Source organism: Methylobacterium sp. Leaf113 (assembly GCF_001423325.1).
GTDB lineage: Bacteria > Pseudomonadota > Alphaproteobacteria > Rhizobiales > Beijerinckiaceae > Methylobacterium.
The window spans coordinates 14404-36855 of the sequence record NZ_LMNJ01000005.1 but is presented as its reverse complement, the minus strand read 5'-3'; the positions used below and the strand labels follow the sequence as shown (position 1 = coordinate 36855).

21 protein-coding genes and 1 pseudogene are annotated in these 22452 nt (G+C 69.2%); 17 read left to right on the top strand and 5 right to left on the bottom strand.

The genetic code is table 11. The features are described 5' to 3' along the window. The first annotated feature begins 8 nt into the window (after window positions 1–8). Entirely contained in the window at window positions 9–455 is a 447-nt protein-coding gene (locus ASF60_RS05155; protein WP_056181417.1) for a hypothetical protein, read from the top strand. A 10-nt stretch (window positions 456–465) separates the two neighbouring features. On the opposite strand, the gene ASF60_RS05150 is transcribed toward ASF60_RS05155, so the two are convergent. The 4 genes from ASF60_RS05150 to ASF60_RS23450 all read right to left on the bottom strand — a co-directional run bounded on the left by ASF60_RS05150 (window position 466) and on the right by ASF60_RS23450 (window position 5560). Next, the gene (locus tag ASF60_RS05150; protein WP_156633871.1) at window positions 466–3210 is read right to left on the bottom strand and encodes a heparinase II/III domain-containing protein; all 2745 of its coding nucleotides are present in this window, start codon (window positions 3208–3210) and stop codon (window positions 466–468) included. 526 nt (window positions 3211–3736) lie between these two features. Next, complete coding sequence (locus tag ASF60_RS05145) at window positions 3737–3988, bottom strand: BrnA antitoxin family protein (protein WP_056181414.1); 252 nt, start codon at window positions 3986–3988, stop codon at window positions 3737–3739. Window positions 3989–4016: 28 nt separating this feature from the next. Continuing rightward, on the bottom strand, window positions 4017–4289 hold the full coding sequence (locus tag ASF60_RS05140; RefSeq protein WP_056181408.1) for a BrnT family toxin: 273 nt from the start codon (window positions 4287–4289) through the stop codon (window positions 4017–4019). Between the two features lie 404 nt (window positions 4290–4693). After that, the gene (locus ASF60_RS23450; protein WP_082507756.1) at window positions 4694–5560 is read right to left on the bottom strand and encodes a carbohydrate-binding domain-containing protein; all 867 of its coding nucleotides are present in this window, start codon (window positions 5558–5560) and stop codon (window positions 4694–4696) included. Window positions 5561–6488: 928 nt separating this feature from the next. On the opposite strand from ASF60_RS23450, the gene flgB reads away from it, so the two are divergent. The 10 genes and pseudogenes from flgB (at window position 6489) to fliP (ending at window position 13276) form a co-directional block, all read left to right on the top strand. Further along, entirely contained in the window at window positions 6489–6875 is a 387-nt protein-coding gene (flgB, locus tag ASF60_RS05130) for a flagellar basal body rod protein FlgB (protein ID WP_056181401.1), read from the top strand. After that, window positions 6875–7291: a flagellar basal body rod protein FlgC gene (gene flgC / locus ASF60_RS05125; RefSeq protein ID WP_056181398.1), complete on the top strand. Its 417-nt coding sequence runs from the start codon at window positions 6875–6877 to the stop codon at window positions 7289–7291. Before flgB ends, flgC begins: the two co-directional genes overlap by 1 nt. 9 nt (window positions 7292–7300) lie before the next feature. Next, on the top strand, window positions 7301–7645 hold the full coding sequence (locus ASF60_RS05120; protein WP_056181396.1) for a flagellar hook-basal body complex protein FliE: 345 nt from the start codon (window positions 7301–7303) through the stop codon (window positions 7643–7645). Window positions 7646–7690: 45 nt separating this feature from the next. Next, window positions 7691–8479 (top strand): flagellar basal-body rod protein FlgG, encoded by a 789-nt coding sequence (flgG, locus tag ASF60_RS05115; protein WP_056181393.1) that lies wholly within the window; start codon window positions 7691–7693, stop codon window positions 8477–8479. A 121-nt stretch (window positions 8480–8600) separates the two neighbouring features. Continuing rightward, window positions 8601–9071, top strand: a complete 471-nt coding sequence (gene flgA, locus ASF60_RS05110; RefSeq protein WP_056181390.1) for a flagellar basal body P-ring formation chaperone FlgA — start codon at window positions 8601–8603, stop codon at window positions 9069–9071. Beyond that, the gene (flgI, locus tag ASF60_RS05105; RefSeq protein ID WP_056181387.1) at window positions 9071–10177 is read left to right on the top strand and encodes a flagellar basal body P-ring protein FlgI; all 1107 of its coding nucleotides are present in this window, start codon (window positions 9071–9073) and stop codon (window positions 10175–10177) included. The genes flgA and flgI overlap by 1 nt, the downstream gene beginning before the upstream one ends. 404 nt (window positions 10178–10581) lie before the next feature. Further along, window positions 10582–10974, top strand: a pseudogene (locus ASF60_RS26070) (MotE family protein); the annotation flags it as partial. Then, on the top strand, window positions 10974–11690 hold the full coding sequence (flgH, locus tag ASF60_RS05095) for a flagellar basal body L-ring protein FlgH (RefSeq protein ID WP_056181384.1): 717 nt from the start codon (window positions 10974–10976) through the stop codon (window positions 11688–11690). The pseudogene ASF60_RS26070 and the gene flgH, both read left to right, overlap by 1 nt. 37 nt (window positions 11691–11727) lie before the next feature. Further along, window positions 11728–12225: a flagellar basal body-associated FliL family protein gene (locus tag ASF60_RS05090; RefSeq protein ID WP_056181381.1), complete on the top strand. Its 498-nt coding sequence runs from the start codon at window positions 11728–11730 to the stop codon at window positions 12223–12225. A gap of 292 nt (window positions 12226–12517) precedes the next feature. Then, window positions 12518–13276 (top strand): flagellar type III secretion system pore protein FliP, encoded by a 759-nt coding sequence (gene fliP, locus ASF60_RS05085; protein WP_443136731.1) that lies wholly within the window; start codon window positions 12518–12520, stop codon window positions 13274–13276. 161 nt (window positions 13277–13437) lie between these two features. On the opposite strand, the gene ASF60_RS05080 is transcribed toward fliP, so the two are convergent. Next, window positions 13438–14307, bottom strand: coding sequence for a hypothetical protein (locus ASF60_RS05080; protein WP_056181375.1), 870 nt, complete (start codon window positions 14305–14307; stop codon window positions 13438–13440). Between the two features lie 612 nt (window positions 14308–14919). Between ASF60_RS05080 and fliF the strand changes: the two genes are divergently transcribed. Genes fliF through ASF60_RS05050 form a run of 6 tightly spaced genes read left to right on the top strand, consistent with a single transcriptional unit; the run spans window position 14920 to window position 22448 of the window. Continuing rightward, a complete protein-coding gene (fliF, locus tag ASF60_RS05075; RefSeq protein ID WP_056181372.1) occupies window positions 14920–16617 on the top strand; it encodes a flagellar basal-body MS-ring/collar protein FliF in 1698 nt (565 codons plus the stop codon). Then, window positions 16617–17291 (top strand): hypothetical protein, encoded by a 675-nt coding sequence (locus ASF60_RS05070; protein WP_056181369.1) that lies wholly within the window; start codon window positions 16617–16619, stop codon window positions 17289–17291. The genes fliF and ASF60_RS05070 overlap by 1 nt, the downstream gene beginning before the upstream one ends. A 4-nt stretch (window positions 17292–17295) precedes the next feature. Further along, window positions 17296–18738 carry a MotB family protein gene (locus ASF60_RS05065; RefSeq protein ID WP_056181365.1) on the top strand — a complete coding sequence of 481 codons (1443 nt, stop codon included), beginning with the start codon at window positions 17296–17298 and terminating at the stop codon, window positions 18736–18738. Then, entirely contained in the window at window positions 18735–20102 is a 1368-nt protein-coding gene (locus ASF60_RS05060; protein WP_056181362.1) for a chemotaxis protein MotC, read from the top strand. The genes ASF60_RS05065 and ASF60_RS05060 overlap by 4 nt, the downstream gene beginning before the upstream one ends. Beyond that, window positions 20099–21889: a flagellar hook-length control protein FliK gene (locus tag ASF60_RS05055; protein WP_056181359.1), complete on the top strand. Its 1791-nt coding sequence runs from the start codon at window positions 20099–20101 to the stop codon at window positions 21887–21889. Before ASF60_RS05060 ends, ASF60_RS05055 begins: the two co-directional genes overlap by 4 nt. Continuing rightward, window positions 21843–22448, top strand: coding sequence for a transglycosylase SLT domain-containing protein (locus ASF60_RS05050; RefSeq protein WP_082507755.1), 606 nt, complete (start codon window positions 21843–21845; stop codon window positions 22446–22448). The genes ASF60_RS05055 and ASF60_RS05050 overlap by 47 nt, the downstream gene beginning before the upstream one ends. Window positions 22449–22452: the final 4 nt, after the last annotated feature.

Sequence of the window (22452 nt, the reverse complement as noted above, 5' to 3'; positions counted from 1 at the left end):
ACCCCGTCATGCGCATCCTCGTCACCGGCCTGTGGATCTGCGGCCTCACCATCCTGTCCTGCTACGGCGCCGTGACCTGGGGTGCCGGGCTGTTCGCCAAGAAGGCCGAGCCGTATCTTGAAGGACTTCAGTATCAAAAACTAGCACCCATCAATGTTCCGATGGTGGTCGACGGTAAGGTGCAGGGATACATCATTGCCGTCTTGGTGTTCACGGCCGATGCGCGCCTGATGCATACGCTTTCGGTGCCACCAAATGCCTTCGTGATCGATGAAACATTCCGGCAAATCTACACAGACCCGGCGATCGATTTCAAACGGCTGTCCCGTTACAACGTCACCCAGCGCCTTGCCGAGATCCGTAAACAGGTCAATCTCCGTCTCGGATCGGATGTGGTGAAGGACGTGCTGGTGGAGGAGTTCAACTTCGTCGCCAAGCGCGAGGTCCGCTCGTAGGGGCGGCCGCTCAGTCCTCCGACAGCAGGCGGCCGAAGGCGGCCTCCTCCAGCAACGCCGTGAGCCGCTGGTCGGCGTCGGCATCGGCCGCCAGGGCGAGGCCACCGCAGACCGCGCCGGCGCCCGCAAAGGCATAGCCGAGCACGCTCGTCGGCTGGAGCCCGCCGGACGCGGCCGTGACGAAGCCCCTGAGGGCGCCGGGATGGGCGTTGCAGCCGTTGCGGAGGGTGAGGCCGGCGCTTCGCCCGGTGATCGCCACCGGAGACAGGGAGAGGCGATGCCGGCCGGACTGCGCCATCGCGCGGCGCGGACCCGCCAGGGCCACCAGGATTCCGGGCGACAGGTGGGCCGCGGCCTCGAAGGCGAGGGGACCGCCGGGGCCGGTGAAACGGTCCAGCACCACGAGTCCGGAGAGGTCGTCGAGCACCAGGAAGACCCGGCGATGGGCGATGTCCGGCCCGTGCCCCTGGGTGGCGAGGCGGTGGACGGTGGCGCCGATCAGGCGCTCGGCCCCGAGGTAAAGCGTTGATCCGGCTGTGGTTTCGCGGTGCTGAAGGGTCGCCGTATTGTGCCCGGCGGCCGAGAGCAGGTGGTGGCGGGCGGCCCCGGTCTCGACCTGGGACGAGCCGCCGGCCTCCACGATCCAGCGCACGCCCTCGCAGGCATAGGTGAAGGAACCGGCGTCGCGATGGCCCGGGCCGGGCCCCTGGCCCTGGCTGGCGAAGGTGCAGGCGAAGTGGCCCCAGCCCCGGCCGGGGGCGTCGTGGCGCTGCGCGATCAGGCCCGCGATCGGGTCGATCCGGCCCGTCGCGGGCTCGGAAACGACGCGCGGTATACCAGGACGGTCACGTCGAGGTCGCGGGGGTTCCGACCAGCGTTCGGCGACGAGTGCGCGTCCGGCTTCCGCGCCGAGGCGACCGATCCAGCCGGCCGCATCCTCGCCGTGCGGCGCGTCCCCGAACGGCGGCAGCCGACCGCTCGGATCGAGCAATCCGGCGAGGCTCGGCAGGCCGGCCGCCACGGCCCGGTCGAGGCGGTCCTTCAGGGCCGATTCGGCGGCGTCGTCGGAGTCGAGGGCGAGGCCGAGGGCGCGCAGGAGGGTCAGGAGTTCGAGGCGCTGGTGCAGCGACGGGTCGGAGAACCGGCCCGATGCATCGAGGAGCGGGGCGAGGCCGGTGTCGAGGGCGGCGCGGGCCAGGGACAGCCAGTGGCCAGCGAGGGGCAGCAGCGGCAGGGCGCGGGCGACGAGCCATAGCGTCGCCGCCGCCTGGATCTGGTGGATCGAGCGACCGAAGGTGTTCTGCCCGGTGATCTCCGCCAGCGCGAAGCCGTGGCGCACCACCTCGCCGGTGAGCGTGAGGGCGGCCGGGCCGCCGGGCTTGCCGGCCCGCGCCAGCAGGCGCACGAAGGTCTCGGTCCGCGCAGCCAGCGCCGCCGGATGCAGGGCGAGGCCGTCGGTGGGCGCGCCCCAGGGGTTGGCCCGCGACCAGGACAGGGCGAGCGCCAGGGCGGCACCGCCGCCGCCGGGCGCCTCGGCGAGGGCGCCGAGCCAGGCCAGCGACTGGTACTCGAGGCGCCAGGGCACCGAGCGGAACGGGTCCTCGCGCCAGTCCGGCGCCTCCGGCACGGTCCAGGCCGGATGGCCGGCGAGGCGCAGCGCCCGGTCGAGGCCGAGGGCGCGATGGCCCTCGCCGCGCTGGATCGCGCGGGCGCGGGCGAGCACCGGGGGCAGGGCCGCCACCGCCTCGGGCTGCGGGCACCAGCCCGCGAAGGCGGCGCCGGGCAGCGACAGGCGCTCGGCCAGACGGGCGAGAAAGTCGGTCGGGCCGAGAAGGTCGTCGGCGCCCAGGCTCTCCAGCCGCAGGCGATCCTCCAGCGCCACCTCCGGCGGGGCGAGGAGTTCCACCGCCGGCCCGTCCGCCTCCCAGGTGGCGAAGCCGACCGAGACCCGCGCCGCCCCGGCGGGGGGCTGCAGCTCCAGGGTGAAGCGCCGGGCCTGCTGGTGGGCGGAGAGGTCGATCAGCGCCCCGAGCCCCGGCACCGAGATCGTTCCGGGATAGGGCGGCGCCAGATCCGCGCCCTGGCGGTCGCGGTAGACGATGCGCGCCAGGGCGGCGTGGGCGCCGGGATGCGGCGTGTAGAGCTGGCCGCGCAAAACGAGGCCGCCGCCCGGCACCAGGGCGTGGTCGATCCAGGCCGGCTCCGGCCCGAGCCGGTGCCGCACCCGGGGGATCAGGGCCGGCGAGGGCGCCAGCTGCGGCCCCTGGGCGAGGCTGGCCTCCGAGACCGTGAAGGGCGCGCTGTTGCGCCAGGAGCGGAGGGTGACGGTGAGGCGGGTGGCCGGGGCCGGGACCCGGAAGGCGAGGTGGATGCGCCCGGCCCGCGCGCCCTGCATCTCCGGCGGCAGGGTGGCGGGGCCGGCGATCCAGGTGCCGTGCGGATCGAGCAGCGTCCGGTCGAGCCCGGGCACGTGGTCGAAATCGAGGCTCGACCCGTCCTCGGCCAGGAAATCGATCCCCACCAGGGCGAAGTCGAGGGCCGAGCCGGCGGTCTCCTCCGGCGCCCAGCCGAGCTGGAAGCCGAGATGGCACCACGCCTCCGGCACCAGCCCCCCGAAGGGCAGCACCACCCGCGACCAGCGGTTCTTGGCCGGAACCCAGTGCGCGTTCTCCTCCGGCCCGACGCTCGCCCCGCCGGCATAGCGGGCCGCGTCGGGCAGCAGGACCCGAAGGCCGGGCACGCGCGCCTCGCTCACGGGGCGGACCGGACGGAGACGGGGGGAGGGGACATCGGCACAGTGGGGCGTGGGGTGCGGAACAGAGGGGGCCGATTTGTTGTTCTGTGGCGCCCCGGTGACGGTGCGATAGGGCCACTGAGGGGGTGGGGCCACGCTGTGTCAAGCAGGGTGACCTGCAAGAGAGATCGCCGTCCCCATCGGGTCAGATTTTCAGCGCAAGCGATTGTCCGACGCCGTGACGCTGTGCGGTGTTTCGGGCGGGATGATGCGATGGGATCAAGGCAAGCACCTGCCCTGAGGTGAAGTGAGGGGTTTAGCGGGCCACAACTCATCAAAGCTGCGAGGCTGTACGATCACAAGGCAGGCGTAATCCGGTGCGTATCCGCCCGCTGTGGCATTGAATGAATCAGCATCTGGTAGGCGGAACAAACGGTCGTTTTCTCTACTCGTCTGGGCCTTGCGTCTCCCACATGGCCTCGGCTTCGATGATCGCCATCGGGTCTGTTGTCCTAGCCGGATGTTTGCCGCGGCGAAGAGCGAGCCACTACGCCTTGAACCGCTTGCGCAGGGCGTCGTTCGCGCGGGTCTGCCAACCCGGCCCACTCGCCCGCATCGCCTCGACCAAATCTCCGTCCAGGCGCAATGTGACCTGTCGCTTAGGGCTGTCGGAAGGCGGCCGGCCGCGACCCCGCTTGAGCAACTCGACGCCGTCGCCGGGCACGGCCCGGCTCATCATCTCGTCAGTCAGCTCCGGAATCTCATCGTACTCTTCGGCGGTGATCTCGTGAGAGTCCACCCTGGCGAGGTCGGTTGCCCCAATCCCCCTAACGGAGGAGCGAAGCGTACTTCTTTTGCTCGCGATCATTGGCCTTCCTCATCGAAAAAACATGGCGATCCTCGCCGCGCGGCGTCCAGCACACCACCACCATCCGGCCGATCAGCAGGCCGACCGTGACGAGGCGTTCCTCGCCGTATTCCTGTCGGTCGTCGAGGACGGTGACGAGGGAGCTGGCAAACACCTCGGATGCCAGCGCGAAATCGCGGCCGCGCTCGGTCAACGCCTTATCTCTTTTCGCGGGGTGGAAGGTCTCCACCATTGCTTATGTGTAACCACATAAATTCTCGCGTCAACGATTATTTGGAGTTACGCAAATATTCCCGCTCGTTGGCTACGACGCCAAGGGTCGCTTGCTGCCCCGGCGTGAACCGAGCTGCCCTAGCGGGCGGCGGATGAGCGATTGCGTGCACCCGTCGGGAATACGTTTGGGTTCGATCAAACGACCGTAAACCTGACGCTCAAACCCGTTAGGAAAAGCTGATTGGAAATCATAAGTTTGGTTCTGAACGCAACACGGTCGGGCCGGTACGGGGCTGTCCGCAAAGACTAGCTCGCTCTCGCTAGCGTGGCTCTCCATGCCGACCTGCACAAGCGTGACGGCAGCGAGATATCTGCCGTCACGCTCGCGGGACGTTTATTCGACTGATTGGTGTCGTGCCGAGTTTAAACTACAAATGTACCTGCATGTTCCGGAGCGTAGAAAGCAATACCTTCAAATTTGTAGTCATGATTGGTAGCGATCACTTGATCGCGCTCGCCTTCAGAGGCGGTGAAGAAGTGTCCACCAGTCTTCGTGTTGAAAAAGCGGTACACTTCCTCCGTTGCAGCGCCTTGATCGACCGCAAAGTCGTAGAAGCCCACGCCTTCCAGTTTGTAGTCACGGTTGGTGGCGATCACTTCGTCACGCTCGCCCTCCGAAGTCGTGAAGAAGTGACCACCGGTTTTGGTGTTGAAAAAGCGGTATACCTCCTCCGTCGCCGCACCTTGGTCCGTGGCAAATCCACCAAAGCCAATTCCTTCGGGCCGCAGATCAGGACGGGTAGCTAGCACCTGTGCATCTTCCGCGTCAGAGATCGTGAAGAAATGCCCGCCGGTCTTCGTGTTGAAGAAGCGGTGCACACCCTCAGACGTATACGTACCGACTTCGGTGTTGCCCGCATGCCCATTGACGTTGAACGCTGCTGTATCGAACGTCTTATAAAGACCTGTGCTTCCGAAAGACGGCGCACCATTCGTATACGAAGCGCTTGAGCCGCTCACGGTATTACCATTAAAGCTAAAACTATCGACATATAGGTTCCGGTCAGCACCCATACCGTTAGAAATATCATTCAGAAATGTAACCGAAACCTGTTGGGCATTACTGAAGTCGCCCGTAAAACTAAAGTCCTGGTATAATCCTGCTGTATGCGATGATGTAGAAGTAAGCGTATCGCTATATGCCACTCCGTTTATCTTTACAACGAACTCAGCGTCAGCTTTATACTCGAACCGGTCTTCCGAAATGCGGAACGTAAACGTGTCTGCCATGGGGATGCGATCCTTAGTGTTGCTAGGCCGAAGAACCTATCGCTACGGCTCATCGATCCGAAATTTTTACGAGCTTATCAAAGATCCACGGGGGTAAACCGAGTAAAAAATACTTAGGATCGATGTTATCAAATCAAAAATCTTCTTCTAGGCGAGGATTTGCCTGCTCTTTTGTAACAACTTGTTGATCGTCAAGCGCGGGCGCGGAGTATGGGCAATCGGTTTCATTCGGTTATTTGTCGAGAAAGGTGTGTCCCTCGCGCAGCTCTAGCAATGTCTCTCATCGTTGTGCGTAGGCTTGTCCGTCTTGAGCAAGCACGACGTCGTTAATACAAGAATGTTTTCTTATTGCTTCCGGATCAAACCGATTTAGACGGTCCGCGGGTTAATGTCAGAAAACCGACCGTTTTCCCAACGGCTCGCAGGTTTGAGACCGTGCGCGCAACACAGCAGCTCGATTCTGTCGGGAAAGTGTGTCGCGAAATTGATTGCTGAGAAAACGGGTTTTGCAATGCTTTCACTGGCTCCGCAGCAACAGCCGGATCTCCGGTAGGGCGGTCGGTCCTTGGGAGGGATCGTATGCCCTCCCGGCGAACAGGTTCTGCGTCTCTCAGACGTCGACGGCGGGAAAGCGTTTTCTTCGCTCCGTGTTGCGCCGCGATCGTGGATCAATGCCGCTTGGCTGAAAGGGAAATAGCCGCGCAACGCAGCCGCCTCCGAGAGGGTGGTCGATTCCGTGTCGAAGCTTGGTTGCTGTCGCCCGCGAGGCCTCTCTTCCGAAGCTACCGCAGGCTCTTAGAGTCTGACGGCCGGGTGGCCCGAGCCGAGGCTTTGAGCCTTGAGAAAATCGCCCGTCCACCCCCGCCAGCCTCGGACAAGATAGCCGCCCTAATGCTCCGGTCATGAACGATCGGGACCGGAGCCAGCCGTGACGGGCGTCTATCTTTTCGATTTGGCCTCGCAGCAGGCGCGTTACCTCGGGGTGCGGCAGGCGACCATCGCCAGCAACGTCGCCAACGCCAACACGCCCGACTACAAGGCGCGGGACGTGGTGCCGTTCTCCGAGGTGATGGCGCGCACCGCCGCGTCCGGCATGGCCATGACGCAGAGCGCCCACGTCACCACGGGCGAGGGCCGCATCCCGACGAAGCCGGTCGCGGCCGCCGAGGCCTGGGACGCCCTGTCGACGGGCAGCTCCGTCAGCCTGGAGCAGGAGATGCTCAAGGCCGGCGAGGTCAGCGGCCAGCACAACCTCAACATGGGCATCGTGAAGGCCTTCGACCGGATGCTCAAGGCGGCGGTCCGGGGCAGCTGATGATCGACCCGCTCGCCGCCTCCACCCGTCTCGCCACCGCCGGCATGGAGGCGCAGTCCCTGCGCCTGCGCATCGCCGCCGAGAACGTGGCCAACGCCCAGTCCACGGGCGACGCCCCGGGATCAGACCCCTATGCGCGCAAGACCGTGACCTTCCGCTCCGCCCTGGACCGGGCGGCCGGCGGCCCCACCGTCGCCCTGCGCAGGATCGGCACCGACGACGCGCCCTTCCGGATCGAGCGCGACCCCGGCAACCCGGCCGCCGATGCCGAGGGCAACGTCAAGATGCCCAACGTCAACGTCCTGATGGAGATGGCCGACATCCGCGAGGCCAACCGCTCCTTCGAAGCCAACGTGCAGGTGATCAAGCAGGCTCGCGCCATGGTCGCCAGCGTCATCGACCTCCTGAGGACCTGAACCCAAGCGATGATCGAAGCCCTCACCTCGCTCGCCGCCTTCGACCGGGCCGCCGGCCTCACCCGCACCGAGGCTGCGCTGCCCCTGGCGCGGACCAGCTTCCCGGTGATGCCGGCGGCCACCCCGGCCGCCCCCGGCACCGATTTCGCCGACGTCATGGCCCAGCTCGCCGGGGGCCTGCGCACCTCGCTGCGCACCGGCGAGGCCACCGCCATCTCGGGCATCCAGGGCAAGGCCTCGACGCAGCAGGTGGTCGAGGCGGTGATGTCGGCCGAGCAGAGCCTGCAGACCGCCATCGCGGTCCGGGACAAGGTGGTCGCCGCCTATCTCGAACTCAGCCGCATGCCCATCTGATTTTTTCAAACCCCTGCCGCACCGACCCGACGGAACCGTGAACCCATGAGAGCGCTCGCCATCGCGGCCACGGGCATGAATGCCCAGCAGATGAACCTCGAGGTCATCGCCAACAACATCGCCAACCTGAACACCACCGGGTTCAAGGGCGCGCGGGCCGAGTTCACCGACCTGCTCTACCAGGCCGAGCGCCAGCAGGGCGTGCCCAACCAGGCCGGCCAGGAGCCGGTGCCGGAGGGCGCCATGCTGGGCCTCGGCGTACGCACCGCCGCCATCCGCAACCTGCACCGGCAGGGGCCGCTCGCCAACACCGCCAACCAGCTCGACCTCGCGGTCAACGGCCGGGGCTACTTCCAGATCACCAACCCCAACGGCGAGATCAACTACACCCGCGCCGGCGCGTTCAACCGCAACAATGCCGGCCAGATCGTGACCCTGGAGGGCTATGCCCTCGACCCGGCGATCCTCATCCCCAACGGGGCGGTCGACGTGGTGATCAACCTGTCGGGCCAGGTCTTCGCCAAGGTCGACGGGCAGGTGCAGCCGCAGAACCTCGGCCAGATCACGCTCGCCAACTTCGCCAACGATGCCGGCCTGGAGCCCCTGGGCAACGGCCTCTACCGCGAGACCGGCGCCTCCGGCGCGCCGGTCACCGGCGTGCCCGGCGATCCGAGCTTCGGCAAGCTGCAGCAGGGCTACCTCGAAAGCTCGAACGTCGATCCCGTCAAGGAGATCACCAACATGATCACGGCCCAGCGCGCCTTCGAGATGAACTCGAAGGTGATCCAGGCCGCCGACGAGATGGCCGGCACGGTCTCCAAGGGCATCCGCTAGGCGCCCTCCGGCGCCTGCACCACCGACCTTCACACCGACGCCGCGGCGTCGGGGGGCTCCGGCCTCCCGGCGCGGCCGGCGGCCGCTCCACCGGGCCAGCTTTCAAGGGCGCGACCACGTCATGGGTTTTCTCAAGCGCACCGGGCGCCGCGCGGCCCTCGCCGCCGGGCTGGGTCTCCTCGCCGGCTCGGCTTCGGCCGCGGACCTGATGCTGCCGGTCCCCACGGTGACGATCTATCCCGGCGACACCATCAAGGAGACGATGCTGCGGATGCAGGCCTACCCCGAGAACTTCCGGGCCCGCACCGCCGTGGTCGACGCGCCGCTGGCGATCACCGGCCGCATCGCCAAGCGGATGCTGCTGCCCGGCGAGCCGGTGCCGGTCAACGCCGTCGACGACCCGCGCCTCGTAAGCCGGGGCACGCCGACCCAGATCGTGTTCGAGGAGCACGGCCTGCTCATCACCGCCGTCGGCGCGCCGCTCCAGAACGGCGGCCTCGGCGACGTCATCCGGGTGCGCAACACCGACACCAACCGCATCGTGCTCGGCACCGTGATGGCCGACGGCCGAATCCGGACCGGGGACCGCTGATGCGCCGCGTTCTGGCGCTGATCGCGGCGATGCTCCTGTGCCTGCCCGCGCCCGCCACCGCGGCGGGGACCCGGATCAAGGACATCGCCACCCTGAAGGGCGTGCGCGACAACCAGCTCGTGGGCTACGGCCTCGTCACCGGCCTGCAGGGCACCGGCGACACCCTGCGCAACGCCCAGTTCACCGAGCAGTCGCTGCAATCGATGCTCGACCGCATGGGCATCAACGTGCGCGACGCCCGCCTGCGCACCCGCAACGTCGCCGCCGTGATGGTGACCGCCGACCTGCCGCCCTACACCGGCACCGGCTCGCGCATCGACGTCACCGTGACCTCGCTCGGCGACGCCACCTCGCTCAAGGGCGGCACCCTGTTGATGACGCCCCTGATGGGCGGCGACAGCCTGACCTACGCCGCCGCGCAGGGGCCGCTGGCGGTCTCGGGCTTCAGCGTCGGCGGTCAGGCCGAGACGGTGACGCAGGGCGTGCCGACCGCCGGCCGCATCCCCAACGGCGCCCTGATCGAGCGCGAGGTGCCGGGCACCTTTCGCGATCTGCCCGAACTGGTGTTCGAGCTGAAGAACCCCGATTTCAAGACCGCCACCATGGTGGCCGACGCCATCAACGCCTACGCGCTCGCCCGCTTCCACCGCCGGGTGGCCGCGCCGCGCGACCAGCGCGCCATCGCCCTGCAGCGCCCGAGCAACATCGCCCAGACCCGCTTCGTGGCCGAGATCGGCGACCTCACCGTCAATCCCGACACCCCGGCCCGCGTCGTCGTCGACCAGCGCACCGGCACGGTGGTGATCGGCCGCAACGTTCAGATCTCCACGGTGGCGGTGACCCACGGCAACCTCACCGTGCGGGTCACCGAGGCGCCCGAGGTCTCGCAGCCCGCCCCCTTCTCAAACGGACAGACCGCCGTGGTGCCGCGCACCGAGGTGGCGGTCAACGAGCAGCCGGGCCGGATGGCGATCATCGGCGGCTCGGATCTCCAGACCCTGGTGCGCGGGCTCAACAATGTCGGGCTCAAGCCCAGCGACATCATCTCGATCCTCCAGGCGGTGAAGACCTCCGGAGCCCTCCAGGCGGAGCTGGTGGTGCAATGAGCGCCGGCAACGCCCTGTCGCCGGCGGGCGAGCCGGCCCGGACCCCGATGGGACCACCCGGCGGATTGGTCCCGATGGCCCTGCGCCTGCTCGTGTGCCTCGGCGCCCTGGCGGTCGCCTCGTTCGGGCTCGGCCCGGCCCGGGCGCTGGAGGGCGCCAAGCCCGCCATCTCGGGCCTGAACCCCGGCCCGTTCAAGCCGGCGCAGCCGAAGCCTTCTGTCGCGATCAAGCCGGTCGAGGCCCGGATCGTCGACACCCGGATCATCGAGACGACCGGGGCGATCGACCCGAAGGCCGAGGGCGCCAAACCCGCCGAGCCGTCGAAGCCCATCGAGTCCGCCCAGGTCGCCGAGGTCCGGGCGCCCGAGGCCGCGCCGGAGCCGGTACGGCCCGCACCCAAGCCGCCGGCCTATTGCGCCAGCATCGCGGATGCCGCCGCCGATGCCCGCTTCGCCTGGCAGAAGGAGCAGCTCGCGGTGCTCGAGAAGCAGGTCGAGGAGCGCATCGCCCAGCTCGAGGCCAAGCGCGCCGAGTACGAGGCCTGGCTCACCCGGCGCAACGCCTTCCTGGCCAAGGCCGACGAGGGCGTGGTGGCGATCTACACCAAGATGCGGGCGGATGCCGCCGCGCTCCAGCTCGCCAACATGCCGGACGAGTCGGCCGCCGCGATCCTGACCAAGCTCAACGCCCGCACCGCCAGCGCCATCCTGAGCGAGATGGAGGCGGCCCGCGCCGCGCAGCTGGCCCGCATGATGACCGAGATGGGCAAGAAGGCCCGCGAGAGCGAGAAATCCTGATGTCCCGCAACACCCTTCGGGCCGGTCTGGCCCTGGCGCTCCTGGCGCCGGCTCTCGGCGCCTGCAACACGCCGATGGACCGGATGGGACAGCCGCCGCTGCTGACCCCGATCGGCACCGGCCTGCAGCCGCCGCGCGAGGCGCTGCCCACCACCTACGGCTCCCTCGGGCGGCGCACCTACCACTCGACCTGGGCGCCGGGCAGCGCCGAGATGTTCCAGGATCCCCGCGCCCGCAATGTCGGCGACGTCATCACGGTCTCGATCCTCATCGACGACAAGGCGCAGTTCGGCAATTCGAGCGACCGCTCGCGCAGTCAGAAGTCCGGCCTCGGCTTCGATTTCGGCTACGGCGTCTCGGCCCTCAAGGACACGGCCACCGCCGATACCGGCATCCGCTCCTCGACCGAGACCAAGGGCGCGGGCAACATCGACCGCTCCGAGGTGCTGCGCCTGCAGGTCGCCGCCGTGGTCACCGAGCAGATGCCCAACGGCAACGTGGTCATCAGCGGCTCGCAGGAGGTGCGGGTCAACAACGAGGTCCGCGTGCTCACCGTGGCGGGCATCGTCCGGCCGCGTGACATCTCGCGCAAGAACACCATCGAGTACGACAAGATCGCCGAGGCGCGCATCTCCTACGGTGGCCGCGGCCGCATCACCGACGTGCAGGCGCCGACCTTCGGCCAGCAGGTCTTCGAGACCCTGGCGCCGTTCTGAGGCGCCGTTCGACGAACCGGAAGGCGGGACCCGAGCCATGGCGGCCAAGGCGGACGACAAGACCGACGCGAAGGCGGGCGGCGGCAAGGGCTGGATCGCGGCCCTCGCGCTCACCAGCCTCGTCGCCATCGGCACCGGCGGCGGTCTCGGCATGTACCTCCTCTCCACCGTCGAGAAGGCGGTGGACGTGAAGAAGAAGGACGAGGAGGACAAGGCGGTCAAGGTGTTGAAATACACCGGCGACGTGGCGCTGCGCAGCGTCGGTTCGGTGGTGACGAGCCTCGCCGACACCACCGAGGCCTGGATCCGGCTCGAATCCTCGGTGGTGTTCAAGACCGGCGCCGTGCCGAACCCCGACCTCGCCCTGGCGGAGATCCGCTCCGATATCGTCGCCTATCTGCGCACCGTCACGACCAAGCAGATCGAGGGCCCCAGCGGCCTCCTGCACCTGCGCGAGGACCTCAACGAGCGCGTGGCGCTTCGCACCAAGGGACAGGTGCGCGAACTGATCGTCGAGACGCTGGTGGTGCAGTAGGGCGCGCCATGGCTGCGATATCCTCCATCCCCGGCCGGTGGTCTCTCCCCAGCCGCCACGGCCTTCCCGGAACGCGCGGGTTGCGCGGGTCCCTCTTCTTTCAGGAGAGGAGGTCCCGTGGTGCCTCACGCCCATCCGCGGCTGCCCGCCATCATCCGATTTCCGATCGCGGTTCGCTTCTTCGGAGGTGCGGGAATTCAGTCGCCCCCGCCCTGCCGGACGCGCCGAGGCGCAATCCGCGACGCGACCGGTCGGAAGCCCCAAGACTTTTGTCCTCATGAAACCGGTCCTCATGAAACCGCTCATCACGGCAGGCCTCGTCCTCGCTTCCGGCCTCGTCCTGGCCGAGCCGGCACTCGCCCAGTCCGCCACGGGGCTGCCGGCGCTCGATGCGCTGCTGCCGGCCGGCAACGGCGCGGCGAGCGGGCGCATCCTGCAGCTCGTGGCCCTGCTCACCGTGCTGTCGCTGGCCCCGGGCCTCCTCGTGATGGTGACGAGCTTCACGCGCTTCGCCATCGCGTTCTCGTTCCTGCGCTCGGGCCTCGGCCTCCAGAGCACGCCGGCCAACATCTTCCTGGTCAGCCTGTCGCTGTTCATGACGTTCTACGTGATGGCGCCGACCTTCGACCGGGCCTGGAACGAGGGCCTGAAGCCGCTCACCGAGAACCGCATCTCCGAGGAGGAGGCGATCCCGAAGCTGGTCGAGCCGTTCCGCGAGTTCATGACCCAGCATGTCCGGCCGAAGGATCTGCAGACCTTCACCGATCTGGCCAGCCGCAACATCCCCCGCGCCGAGGGCGGCGAGAAGGTCGACCTGCGCATCCTGATCCCGGCCTTCATGATCTCGGAACTGCGCCGCGGCTTCGAGATCGGCTTCCTGATCGCGCTGCCGTTCCTCGTCATCGACATGATCGTGTCGACCATCATCATGTCGATGGGCATGATGATGCTGCCGCCGACCGTGATCTCGCTGCCGTTCAAGGTGCTGTTCTTCATCCTGATCGACGGCTGGAACATGCTGGTCGGAGGCCTGGTCCGGTCGTTCTTCTAGGATCTGTCCGGTTCATTCCGAACCAGCCGGACTCTGGTGTCTTTCGTCGTTTGTCGGGTCGGGACATCCGGTTTCCACGAATCCCTGACAAATTCGAGGGCGTGGCTCGCAGCCCCTCGGCCCCGTGGCGGAGGTGGTATCGACCGGCCCTGCCGGCGGCCTCAGAGGATTACGGCAGCCGACGCGCCGCCTTCATCGATGAAGCGTTGACACAGCACCGCCAGAAGCCAGACCGCGTGTTTCAGGTCTCGGATTCCGGCTCGTAGCGCCTTTGCCGGCGCAAGGCGCGTGCGACGGACCTGCTGGGCCAGCCACTGGGTGTGCACCAGGCGGATCTGCACCGGCATGCGCCGCAGGCCCAGGCGCTGCGCGATGGCGGTTCGATGGTGCCCTCCGACGATGCGGACGAGTTCGCCATCGGCCGCGATGGCGACGCTGACCTCGCGTTCCTTCAGCTCGGCCCGGCCGCTCCGGACGCTGGTGCTGGCGAAGGCGCCGGCGATCTCACGCGACACGTGCTGGCGTGGCAGAAATCCGTGATGCTCGATGCTCTGTCGCAGAGTCCGGTAATGTTGGAAATAATCCCGGATCAGTTCCGGCGTCGCGAGACGGACGCCATTGTGGATCTGGGGGCGCCCGAGCGCCGCGACCGCGAGAAGCTGCTGGTACGCGACCGTCTGATGCAGGCGGTCTTCCGGCTGAAAGATCGCGTCCATCTCCAGGTGGACTTCGGAGGGTTCCAGAGGCACGAGGGCCGAGGTCCACTCGGCTCCGTCGAGGAACCAGTGCGACAGGCGAACGTGGTCGCGACCGTCCGAGACGACGTCGATCAGGCGACGCTTGAGCCGGGCCGGATCGATCTCGGCGATCAGATCCTCGCCGAAGCCGCGCTCGATGTACTCGAAGCGGGCCGCCCGGACGCTTCGCCGTTCCGAGACGCGGCGGAATACGGTGTCAAACCAGCGATCCGCCAGCAGACCGGGTCGGATCAGCGGGGAAACCAGCTGCGCGGCCTGACGGGCCGGGGGCATCGCCGGCGTGGCCGCCGCCTGCGCGTGACTGGGGGCGCCGACATAGACGGCAGGTGCTGGACGAGGTCTCGATCTGCCAGGGATCGTTTCTGTCTCGACACATCCGAGATCGCGCAGAGCCGGCTTGATCATCTTGCCTATACCTGACGAAAGCGGCGGGCGCCGAATATCGATGGCGCACATCCCGCTGAACGTCGGCTGTATTCAGACCATATTGTGAGAAAATCTCAGCCTATGATTTGGTTTATGCCGACCAATGATATGCAAAGCCCCCTCTTTGCACATGAAATCATGCGTTTTCGAATCGTATTCCAGTCGTCAAAGTTCGGTTCTGATCGCCACATAACCTTGCGATTTGTGTCGGCGATGCAGAGGTTAGCCGGGCATGGAGTCGGATGTCTATGACAAAGATATCGATGACCTGACGGGGATGAAGCGCAGCGCCGTCGATGTGCGTGAGCGCACCGCATTCCGGACCGATGGCCGGTCCGGGTCGGGTTCGGACGGCCCCGATGGCGCTGCGACGCGATCTCCGCGACGCAATCTCCGCGCAAGGCTGGCGGGCGACAGGACGCTATCGGATCGCGGATCCGAAGCGGAGCAGCCCACCGAATGTCCGGTCTTCAGCACGCCGAACGGCTCTGGAACAACATCCTCGCGCTCGGCGGACGGCGCATCGCCGCCCTGTCGCTGATCGGCGTGGTGGTGTTCCTCGCCGTCGGCCTCGGCGCCTATTACCTGAGCCGCCCGGCCCAGGAGCCGCTCTATACGGGCCTCAGCCGCGAGGATGTCGGCCGCATCGGCAGCGTCCTGAAAGACGCCAACATTCCGTTCGACGTCAGCGCCGACGGCGCCGCGGTGCTCGTCGCCTACGGGCACACCGCCCAGGCCCGCATGCTGCTGGCCGAGAAGGGCCTGCCGCAGAGCGCCAAATCCGGCTACGAGCTGTTCAACGATCTCGGCTCCCTCGGCATGACCTCGTTCATGCAGGAGGTGACCCGGGTGCGCGCCCTCGAGGGCGAGATCGCCCGCACCATCCAGGGCATGAAGGGCGTGAAGGCCGCCCGCGTCCACATCGTGCTGCCCGACCGGGGCTCGTTCCGCCGCGACCAGCAGCCCCCCTCGGCCTCCGTCGTGGTGCGCACCGAACCGGCCGACGACGTCAGCGGCGCCCAGTCGATCCGCCACCTCGTCGCCTCCGCGGTGCCCGGCATGAAGCCCGACCGCGTCACCGTGATCGGCTCGGACGGATCGCTGCTGCTCTCGGGCGACGACGCCAACGCCGTCCCCACCGGCAAGATGGCGACCCTGGAGAAGACCATCGGTCACGAGGTGCAGGACAATATCCGCCGGACGCTGACCCCCTATCTCGGTGTCGGTAACTTCGAGGTCAGCGTCGCGGCGCGCCTGAACACCGACAAGACGGTACAGAACGAGACTATCTTCAACCCCGACCAGCGCGTCGAGCGCTCCACCCGCGCCGTGCGCGAGACCGAGAACTCGCAGAACCGCAACGCCGCGCAGCGCCCGACCACCGCGCAGGCGAACCTGCCGGACCAGCGCGCCCGCTCGGACGGCAACGACTCGGCCAGCAACGAGACCCAGAAGCGCGAGGACCTCACCAACTACGAGATCTCCTCGAAGACGATCCAGACGGTGAGCGACGGCTACAACATCAAGCACATCTCGGTGGCGGTGCTGGTCAACCGCGCCCGCCTCACGGCACTGGCCGGGCCGGATGCCAGCAAGGCCGCCATCGACGCCCAGGTCGCCGAGATCGAGCAGCTCGTCGGCTCGGCCGCCGGCTTCAACAAGGAGCGCGGCGACAACGTGAAGGTCGCGGCCGTCGGCTTCGTCAATGACGGGCAGCCTCTGGAGCCGGTGGCGCCCCTGAGCCTCACCGACGTGCTGATGCGCCAGTCGGCGACCCTGATCAACGCCGGCACCATCCTGCTCGTGGCCGGCCTGCTGATCTGGTTCGGGCTGCGCCCGGCCATGCGGGCGATCCTGGAGATCCCCGCCGCACAGCAGGAGGAGGCGCGGGCGCTCGCCGCCGCCGCCGAGATCCAGGCCCTGGCGGATGCCGCGCCGAACGCCGCGCTGGCGGGACCCGGCGCCCAGCCGGCCGCGGGTTCGGCCGCCGTGGCGAGCCTCGCGGCCCCCGCCTCGAACCCGGTCGGCGCCATGATCGAAGACCTCGCCGACAAGCTGAACCGCTCGCCGCAGAAGAGACTCGAGCAGATGATCGAAGCCGACGAGGCCCAGGCCGCCGAGATCCTGAAGCGCTGGCTCCTGCGTGAGGCCGCGTGATGGCCGGCGCGATCGCCCGCTTCCTGCCCGACTTCTCCGACGCCGTGGCGCCGGCGCGCACCGCCCCGGCGGCCCGGCCGCCCGCCGCCCCGGCACCCCGGCCCGTCGACGGCCTCGCGGCTCTGCTGCGCAAGCCCGCGGCCCCGCCCGAGGACCGCGAGACGCTGCTGCGCGACGCCGAGGCCAGGGGCCTGGCGCGCGGGCGCGACCTCGGCCGGGCCGAGGCGGCGGCCGAGACCGCCTCGGTCCTCGCCTGCCTGCAGGCCGATTACGACGCCCGCCTCGTCGAGATGCGCCAGGCTTGGTGCGCCGACGAGGGCGACCGCCTCGCGGCCGGCTTCGCCGAGGCGCTCCAGGCGCTCGGGGCCGGTCTGACCGACCGCATCGGCCATCTGCTGGTGCCGGTGCTGACCGAGGCGCTGCGGCGCCAGGCCGTCGACGAACTCGCCCGGAGCCTCGCCCGCATCCTCGGCGACGTGCGCGCGCCCGTCCGGGTGAGCGGCCCGGCCGACCTCCTCGAGGCGGTGGCGGGCAAGCTCGGCCCCTTCGAGGCCTCCGTCGCCTTCGTGCCGTCGGATGCCGCCGACGTGTCGGTCCAGGCCGACCAGACCGTGATCGAGACCCAGCTCGGCGCCTGGGGCCGCCTCATGACCGCCGCGGTCGGGGGAGCCTGACGCCATGGCGGACGACAAGCTCCAGGAGATCATCATCATCCGGCGCCGGGGCGGCGAGGAAGAGGGCCATCACGGCGGCGCCTGGAAGATCGCGCTGGCCGACTTCATGACCGCCATGATGGCGCTGTTCCTGGTGCTCTGGCTGATCGGCTCCACCACCAAGGAGACGAAATCCGCCATCGCCGAATACTTCAACCCGGTGAAGCTCGCCGATTCCAGCTTCGACCGCCGCGGCCTGCGCGATCCCCAGAACAAGCCCGGAGAGCCGACCCCCGAGGAGGGCAAGCCGGACGGAGGCACGGGCGAGGGCAGCACGGAGGGCAAGACCGGGGGCAAAAGTGATGGGAAGAGCGACGGCAAGGGCGCTTCCGCCGCGCCGGGCACCCGGGCGCGCGAGGCGGCCCTGTTCCAGGACCCCTACGCGGTGCTGGCCAAGCTCGCCGCCGAGATCGAGCCCGGCCCCGAGACCGCCTCCGCCGACGCGGTCGCCACCGAGACCGGCGAGCCCGGGATCAAGGGCGGCGAGGCCGCGCGCGATCCGTTCGACCCGCTCTACTGGCAGGTCGCGCCGCTGGCCAAGACCCGGACCGAGCAGGCCGGCTCGACCGCGACGGTGACGCCCCTGCGCCAGGACAGTCTGCCCGATGCCCGCGGGGCGGCCCCCGGCCCGAAGCCGGCGCCGATCCGTGTCGCGTCGGCCCTGCCCGGCGAGACGGATTCCAAGGTCCTGGCGATGCTGGGCAAACCCGATCCGGTCGCGGGTCCGAAGGACGGCAAGGCCGTGCCGGATTCCAAGCCCTCGTCGGAGTCCAAAGCCTCCGAAGTGAAGACGTCCGAGGTGAAGACGTCCGAGGTGAAGACGTCCGAAGCGAAGGCGCCCGAAGCGAAGGCGTCCGAAGCGAAGGCGTCCGAAGCGAAGGTGGCTGCGGAAGCGGCGGAGAAGATTCTTCGGGATGCCAAGCAGGCGGCCGACGCGGCCGAGACCGCCGCGATGGCCGAGATCAAGGCGGAGATCGCCAAGGTCCTGCCGTCGCAAGGGGGCGCTCCGGCACCCCGGACCGAGGTTCGGCGGACCGGCGAGGGCATCCTCATCAGCCTCACCGACGAGGTCAATTTCAGCATGTTCAGCGTCGGGTCGGCCGAGCCGCAGGCCAAGGTGGTGCGCGCCCTGGAGCAGGTCGCCCGCATCCTCAAGGACCGTCCCGGGCGGATCATCGTGCGCGGCCACACCGATGCCCGGCCGTTCCGCTCGGAGGTCTACGACAACTGGCGCCTGTCCTCGGCCCGCGCCCAGATGGCCTCCTACATGCTGGTGCGCGGCGGCGTCGCCGATGCCCGCCTCGAGCGCATCGAGGGCTATGCCGACCGGCAGCCGCGCAACGGCGCCGACCCGAAGGCCGCCGAGAACCGGCGCATCGAGATCCTGCTGCGGGCGCGCCCCGAATGAGGGGGGGCACCGGATTGCGCCGGGCGTGGCTCGCCGGCGGCCTCTTCGTCGCCGGTGCGATGCTCGCCGCACCGGCCGGAGCGGCCGATGCTCATGGAAGTTCCCCGGCGGGCGGCCACGGCAGTTCCCCTGCGGGGGGAGCGACAAACGCCCCGGCAAGCTCTCCGACCGGCGATCACGGAAGTGGCGCCGCCGCGGCCGCGCCGATCGAGCCGCTGCCGGTCAAGCCGCGTTCGGTCCCGGTCGAACTCGTTCGGACCCTGCAATTGCTGCAGGACCGCATCGCCCAGGGCTCGGCCCAGGCGCATCAGGGCCAGCGCGCCCTTCTGGCGCTGGCGGAATCGCGCATGCTCGCCCTCGAACCCGAGGTCTGGACCGACTCCGCCGCCCTGAATGCGGCCGTCAGCTTCGCTCTGGGCGGCGGTGGGCCGACGGTGCTGCGCCACCTCGTCGCCTCGGGCAAGCTGCCGGAGGCCGAAACGCCCCTGGTCCTCGGGGCGCTCGCCTATCTGGAGGGGCGCGAGAAGGAGGCCCGGGCCCTGCTGGTCAAGATCGACCCGCAATCGGTGCCGGTCAGCCTCGGCGGCCAGCTCGCCCTGGCCCAATCCGCGCTCGTCGTGCGCGATGATCCGACCCAATCGGTCCGCCTGCTCGACCTGGCGCGTCTGCTGGCGCCCGGTACGCTGGTGGAGGAGGGGGCCCTGCGCCGCGAGATCTTCGTCCTCGCCCAGGCCAACGACCTGTCCAAGTTCGAGACCCTGGCGATCCAGTACCTGCGCCGCTTCCGCCACTCGGTCTATGCCGGCAATTTCCGCCAGCGCTTCGCCGCCGCGCTCACCCGGCTCGACTTCACCGGGGACGACACCCGGTTCGGGCGCCTCCAGGCCATGCTCGACGAGATCGAGGTCGAAGGACGGCGCGAACTCTACCTCCTCGTCGCCCGGGCGGCCCTCGACCAGGGCAAGGGCGGGACGGCGGTCTTCGCCGCCGAGCGCGGCGTCACCCTGACCGAGCCCGGCTCGGTCGATGCCATGCGGGCGCGCCTCTACCGGGCGGCGGCCCTCGTCGTGGTGGACGGGCGCTTCGAGGAATCGATCGAGACTCTGCGGATGACCGATCGCACCCTGCTGGAGCCCGCCGACCGCGACCTGCTCGATGCGGCCCTGTCGACCGCGCGCGGAATCCGGGCGAATGTCGTTGCCCCGGCCCTTGCCCCGGCCCCGGCCCCAGCGCCGGCCCCGGCGCCGATTCCGGCCGCAGCGGAGCCGACGGGCGCCCGGGTTCTGCCCGTCGCCCCGGCCATCGCGCGGGCGCAGGGCGCGCTCGGGCGCGTCGACGAGATCATGCGGAGGAGTGAGCGATGAACGCGCTCGGTGCCACTTATCCCGGTTCCCGATCCCTTACCGATCCGGCGGGGTCCCGCTCGACCGGATACGAGACGCCGGAGCCCGGCGCCGACGCCTTCGGGACCGTGCTCGGAGCCCTGCACGGGGCGCGAGCCCCGGGCGACACCGTTCCGCCGAAGGCCGAGCGCGGGAAGCGCGGAGAGGACGCCGCCGGCATCGACGACAAGACAGCGTCGCGAGACGGCGAGACGGCATCGCGGGAGGACAAGACGGCGGAGGCGGAGGGCCATCCGGCGTCCGCCGACGCACAGGCGCCGTCACCCGGCGAGGGCTCCGGCCCGATGGCCCTCCTCGCCCTCCTGATGCCGTCCGGCGGGACGCCGGCACCGAGACCGCACGACCTGCCTCAAGAAACGCTGGAAACGCTGGTGGCCCGCGCCCTGCCGGGCCAGGGCGTTGCCTCGGTGGCCTTGCAGGTTGACGGCGTGGCTCTGGCGGCCGGGTCGGAAGCCAGCCTCGCCCCTCTGGCGCCGGGGATGGAGGCCGCGGCCGGAACGGCCGAGGCGCGCACCCGCGTCACGGTACTCCAGCGCGAAACCCACTTCGCCCCGGTTCGCCCGAATCTTCTGCCCGGCACCTCTCCATCGGGAGCCGAGACGGGCAGCCAGGCGATCATCGCCGGAACCCCGGCCTTCGGCCCGCCCGATGCGGCATCTCTGGCGCATGAGGCCGCCGGTCTGCTCGATGCCGCGGCGATGCCCGCATCCCCGTCCGTGTCACCTCCGGGCGGTGCGCCGGTCGCGGCTGCGGCTCATTCGGGCTCGGCAAGCCCGGTTCAGGACCCGGACCGAGCGATGGCCGCAGCCCTGGCCGATCCGGCGCGGCTGGCGGCGGCGCGCGCGCAGAGTGCCGGCGCGAACGGGTCTCCGCTCCCGGGCGCGCCCTGCGGCCCCCCGGCCGGGCTCGGGGCCGCATCCCCGGATGCCGAGGCGCGGGCGGATGCCCGATCCGGCCTCGGCGAAACTCGGGGAGCCGGCGCGGCCGCGCGGACGCCGGATCTCGGCGTCGCCTCCGCGCTGCGCGGTCCGCTGCCGTCCAGTGGTGGATCGGTCCAGTCCGCCGGCCTCGCCCGGACGATGGCGGATGCCGGGTGGCGGATCGCGCCGGCGGTCGCCTCCGGGGCTGGCGAGGCCGCCATCCCGTCCGCGCCGAGCCCGGCTCCGTCCCTGCCGGGCATCGCCGATCCCGGCCTTGTAACCGGGGCGTTGCCCGGCCCCGCGGCCGCCCCCGCGCAGCAGGTCGCTGCCGCCGTCGTGGCGGCGCTTCCACCCGGCCCGCCTGTGCTTCCCGGCGCAGCCCAGGGGGAGGGGCCTTTGAGGCTCCTGACGCTGCAACTGCACCCGGCGGATCTCGGCACCGTCCTGGTGCGGATGCGCCTGCGCGACGGTCAGCTCGCGCTGAGCCTGCAGGCTGGTCGTGAGGACACGGCGCGTCTCCTGCGCGAGGGCGGTGCGGTCCTGAACGACCTCCTGCGTCAGGCCGGATATCGTTCCGAGGCCGTGACGGTCACCATCCTGCCGGCCAGCCCGCAGGGCGACGGGTCGGCCAATCCAGGCTCGCAACAGGGACAGGGCGCACAAGGCTTCCCGGCGCAGGGCGAGTCCGGCGCGAACCACGGCCGTGCGACGCCCGACCAGTCGGGCCGGCGTGCCCCGGACGAGTCCGGTGCGGCCTCCCACGATTCCCGAGAGCGGATGCATGAGAGCGTTTCGAGCAGCCCTGATCGCAGCGGCGTTTACCTCTAGCCTTCCGGGCGCGGCGGTCGCCAACAGCGCGCCGCCGGCGCCGGCCAAGGCCGCCGCGCTGCCCGCCTCGGCCAATATCTGCGAGCGCGAGATGGCGGGCGCCTCGGCCCGGCACGGGGTACCGCTCGGCGTGCTCTACGCGGTGGGCCTGACCGAGAGCGGCAGGCGCGGCTCGCTACAGCCCTACGCCATGAACATCCAGGGGCGGGCCTATTTCGGGACCAGCGCCGCCGACGTGATGAGCCAGCTCGCCCAGGCCCGGGCCGGCGGGATCAAGCTCGTCGATCTCGGCTGCATGCAGATCAACCATCACTACCACCGCGAAAAATTCGCGAGCCTGGAGGCGATGATCGATCCGCGCCAGAACGTCGAGTACGCCACCCTGTTCCTGAAGCAGTTGAAGGCGCGCGAGGGCAGCTGGACCCTGGCGGTGGCGCGCTACCATGCCGGGCCGAACAACAACCCGGCGCAGAAGCAGTATGTCTGCCGGGTCATCACCAACATGGTCGCCACCGGCTTCGGAGCCTGGACCCCGGGGGCGCGCAGCTTCTGCCAGTGAGGGA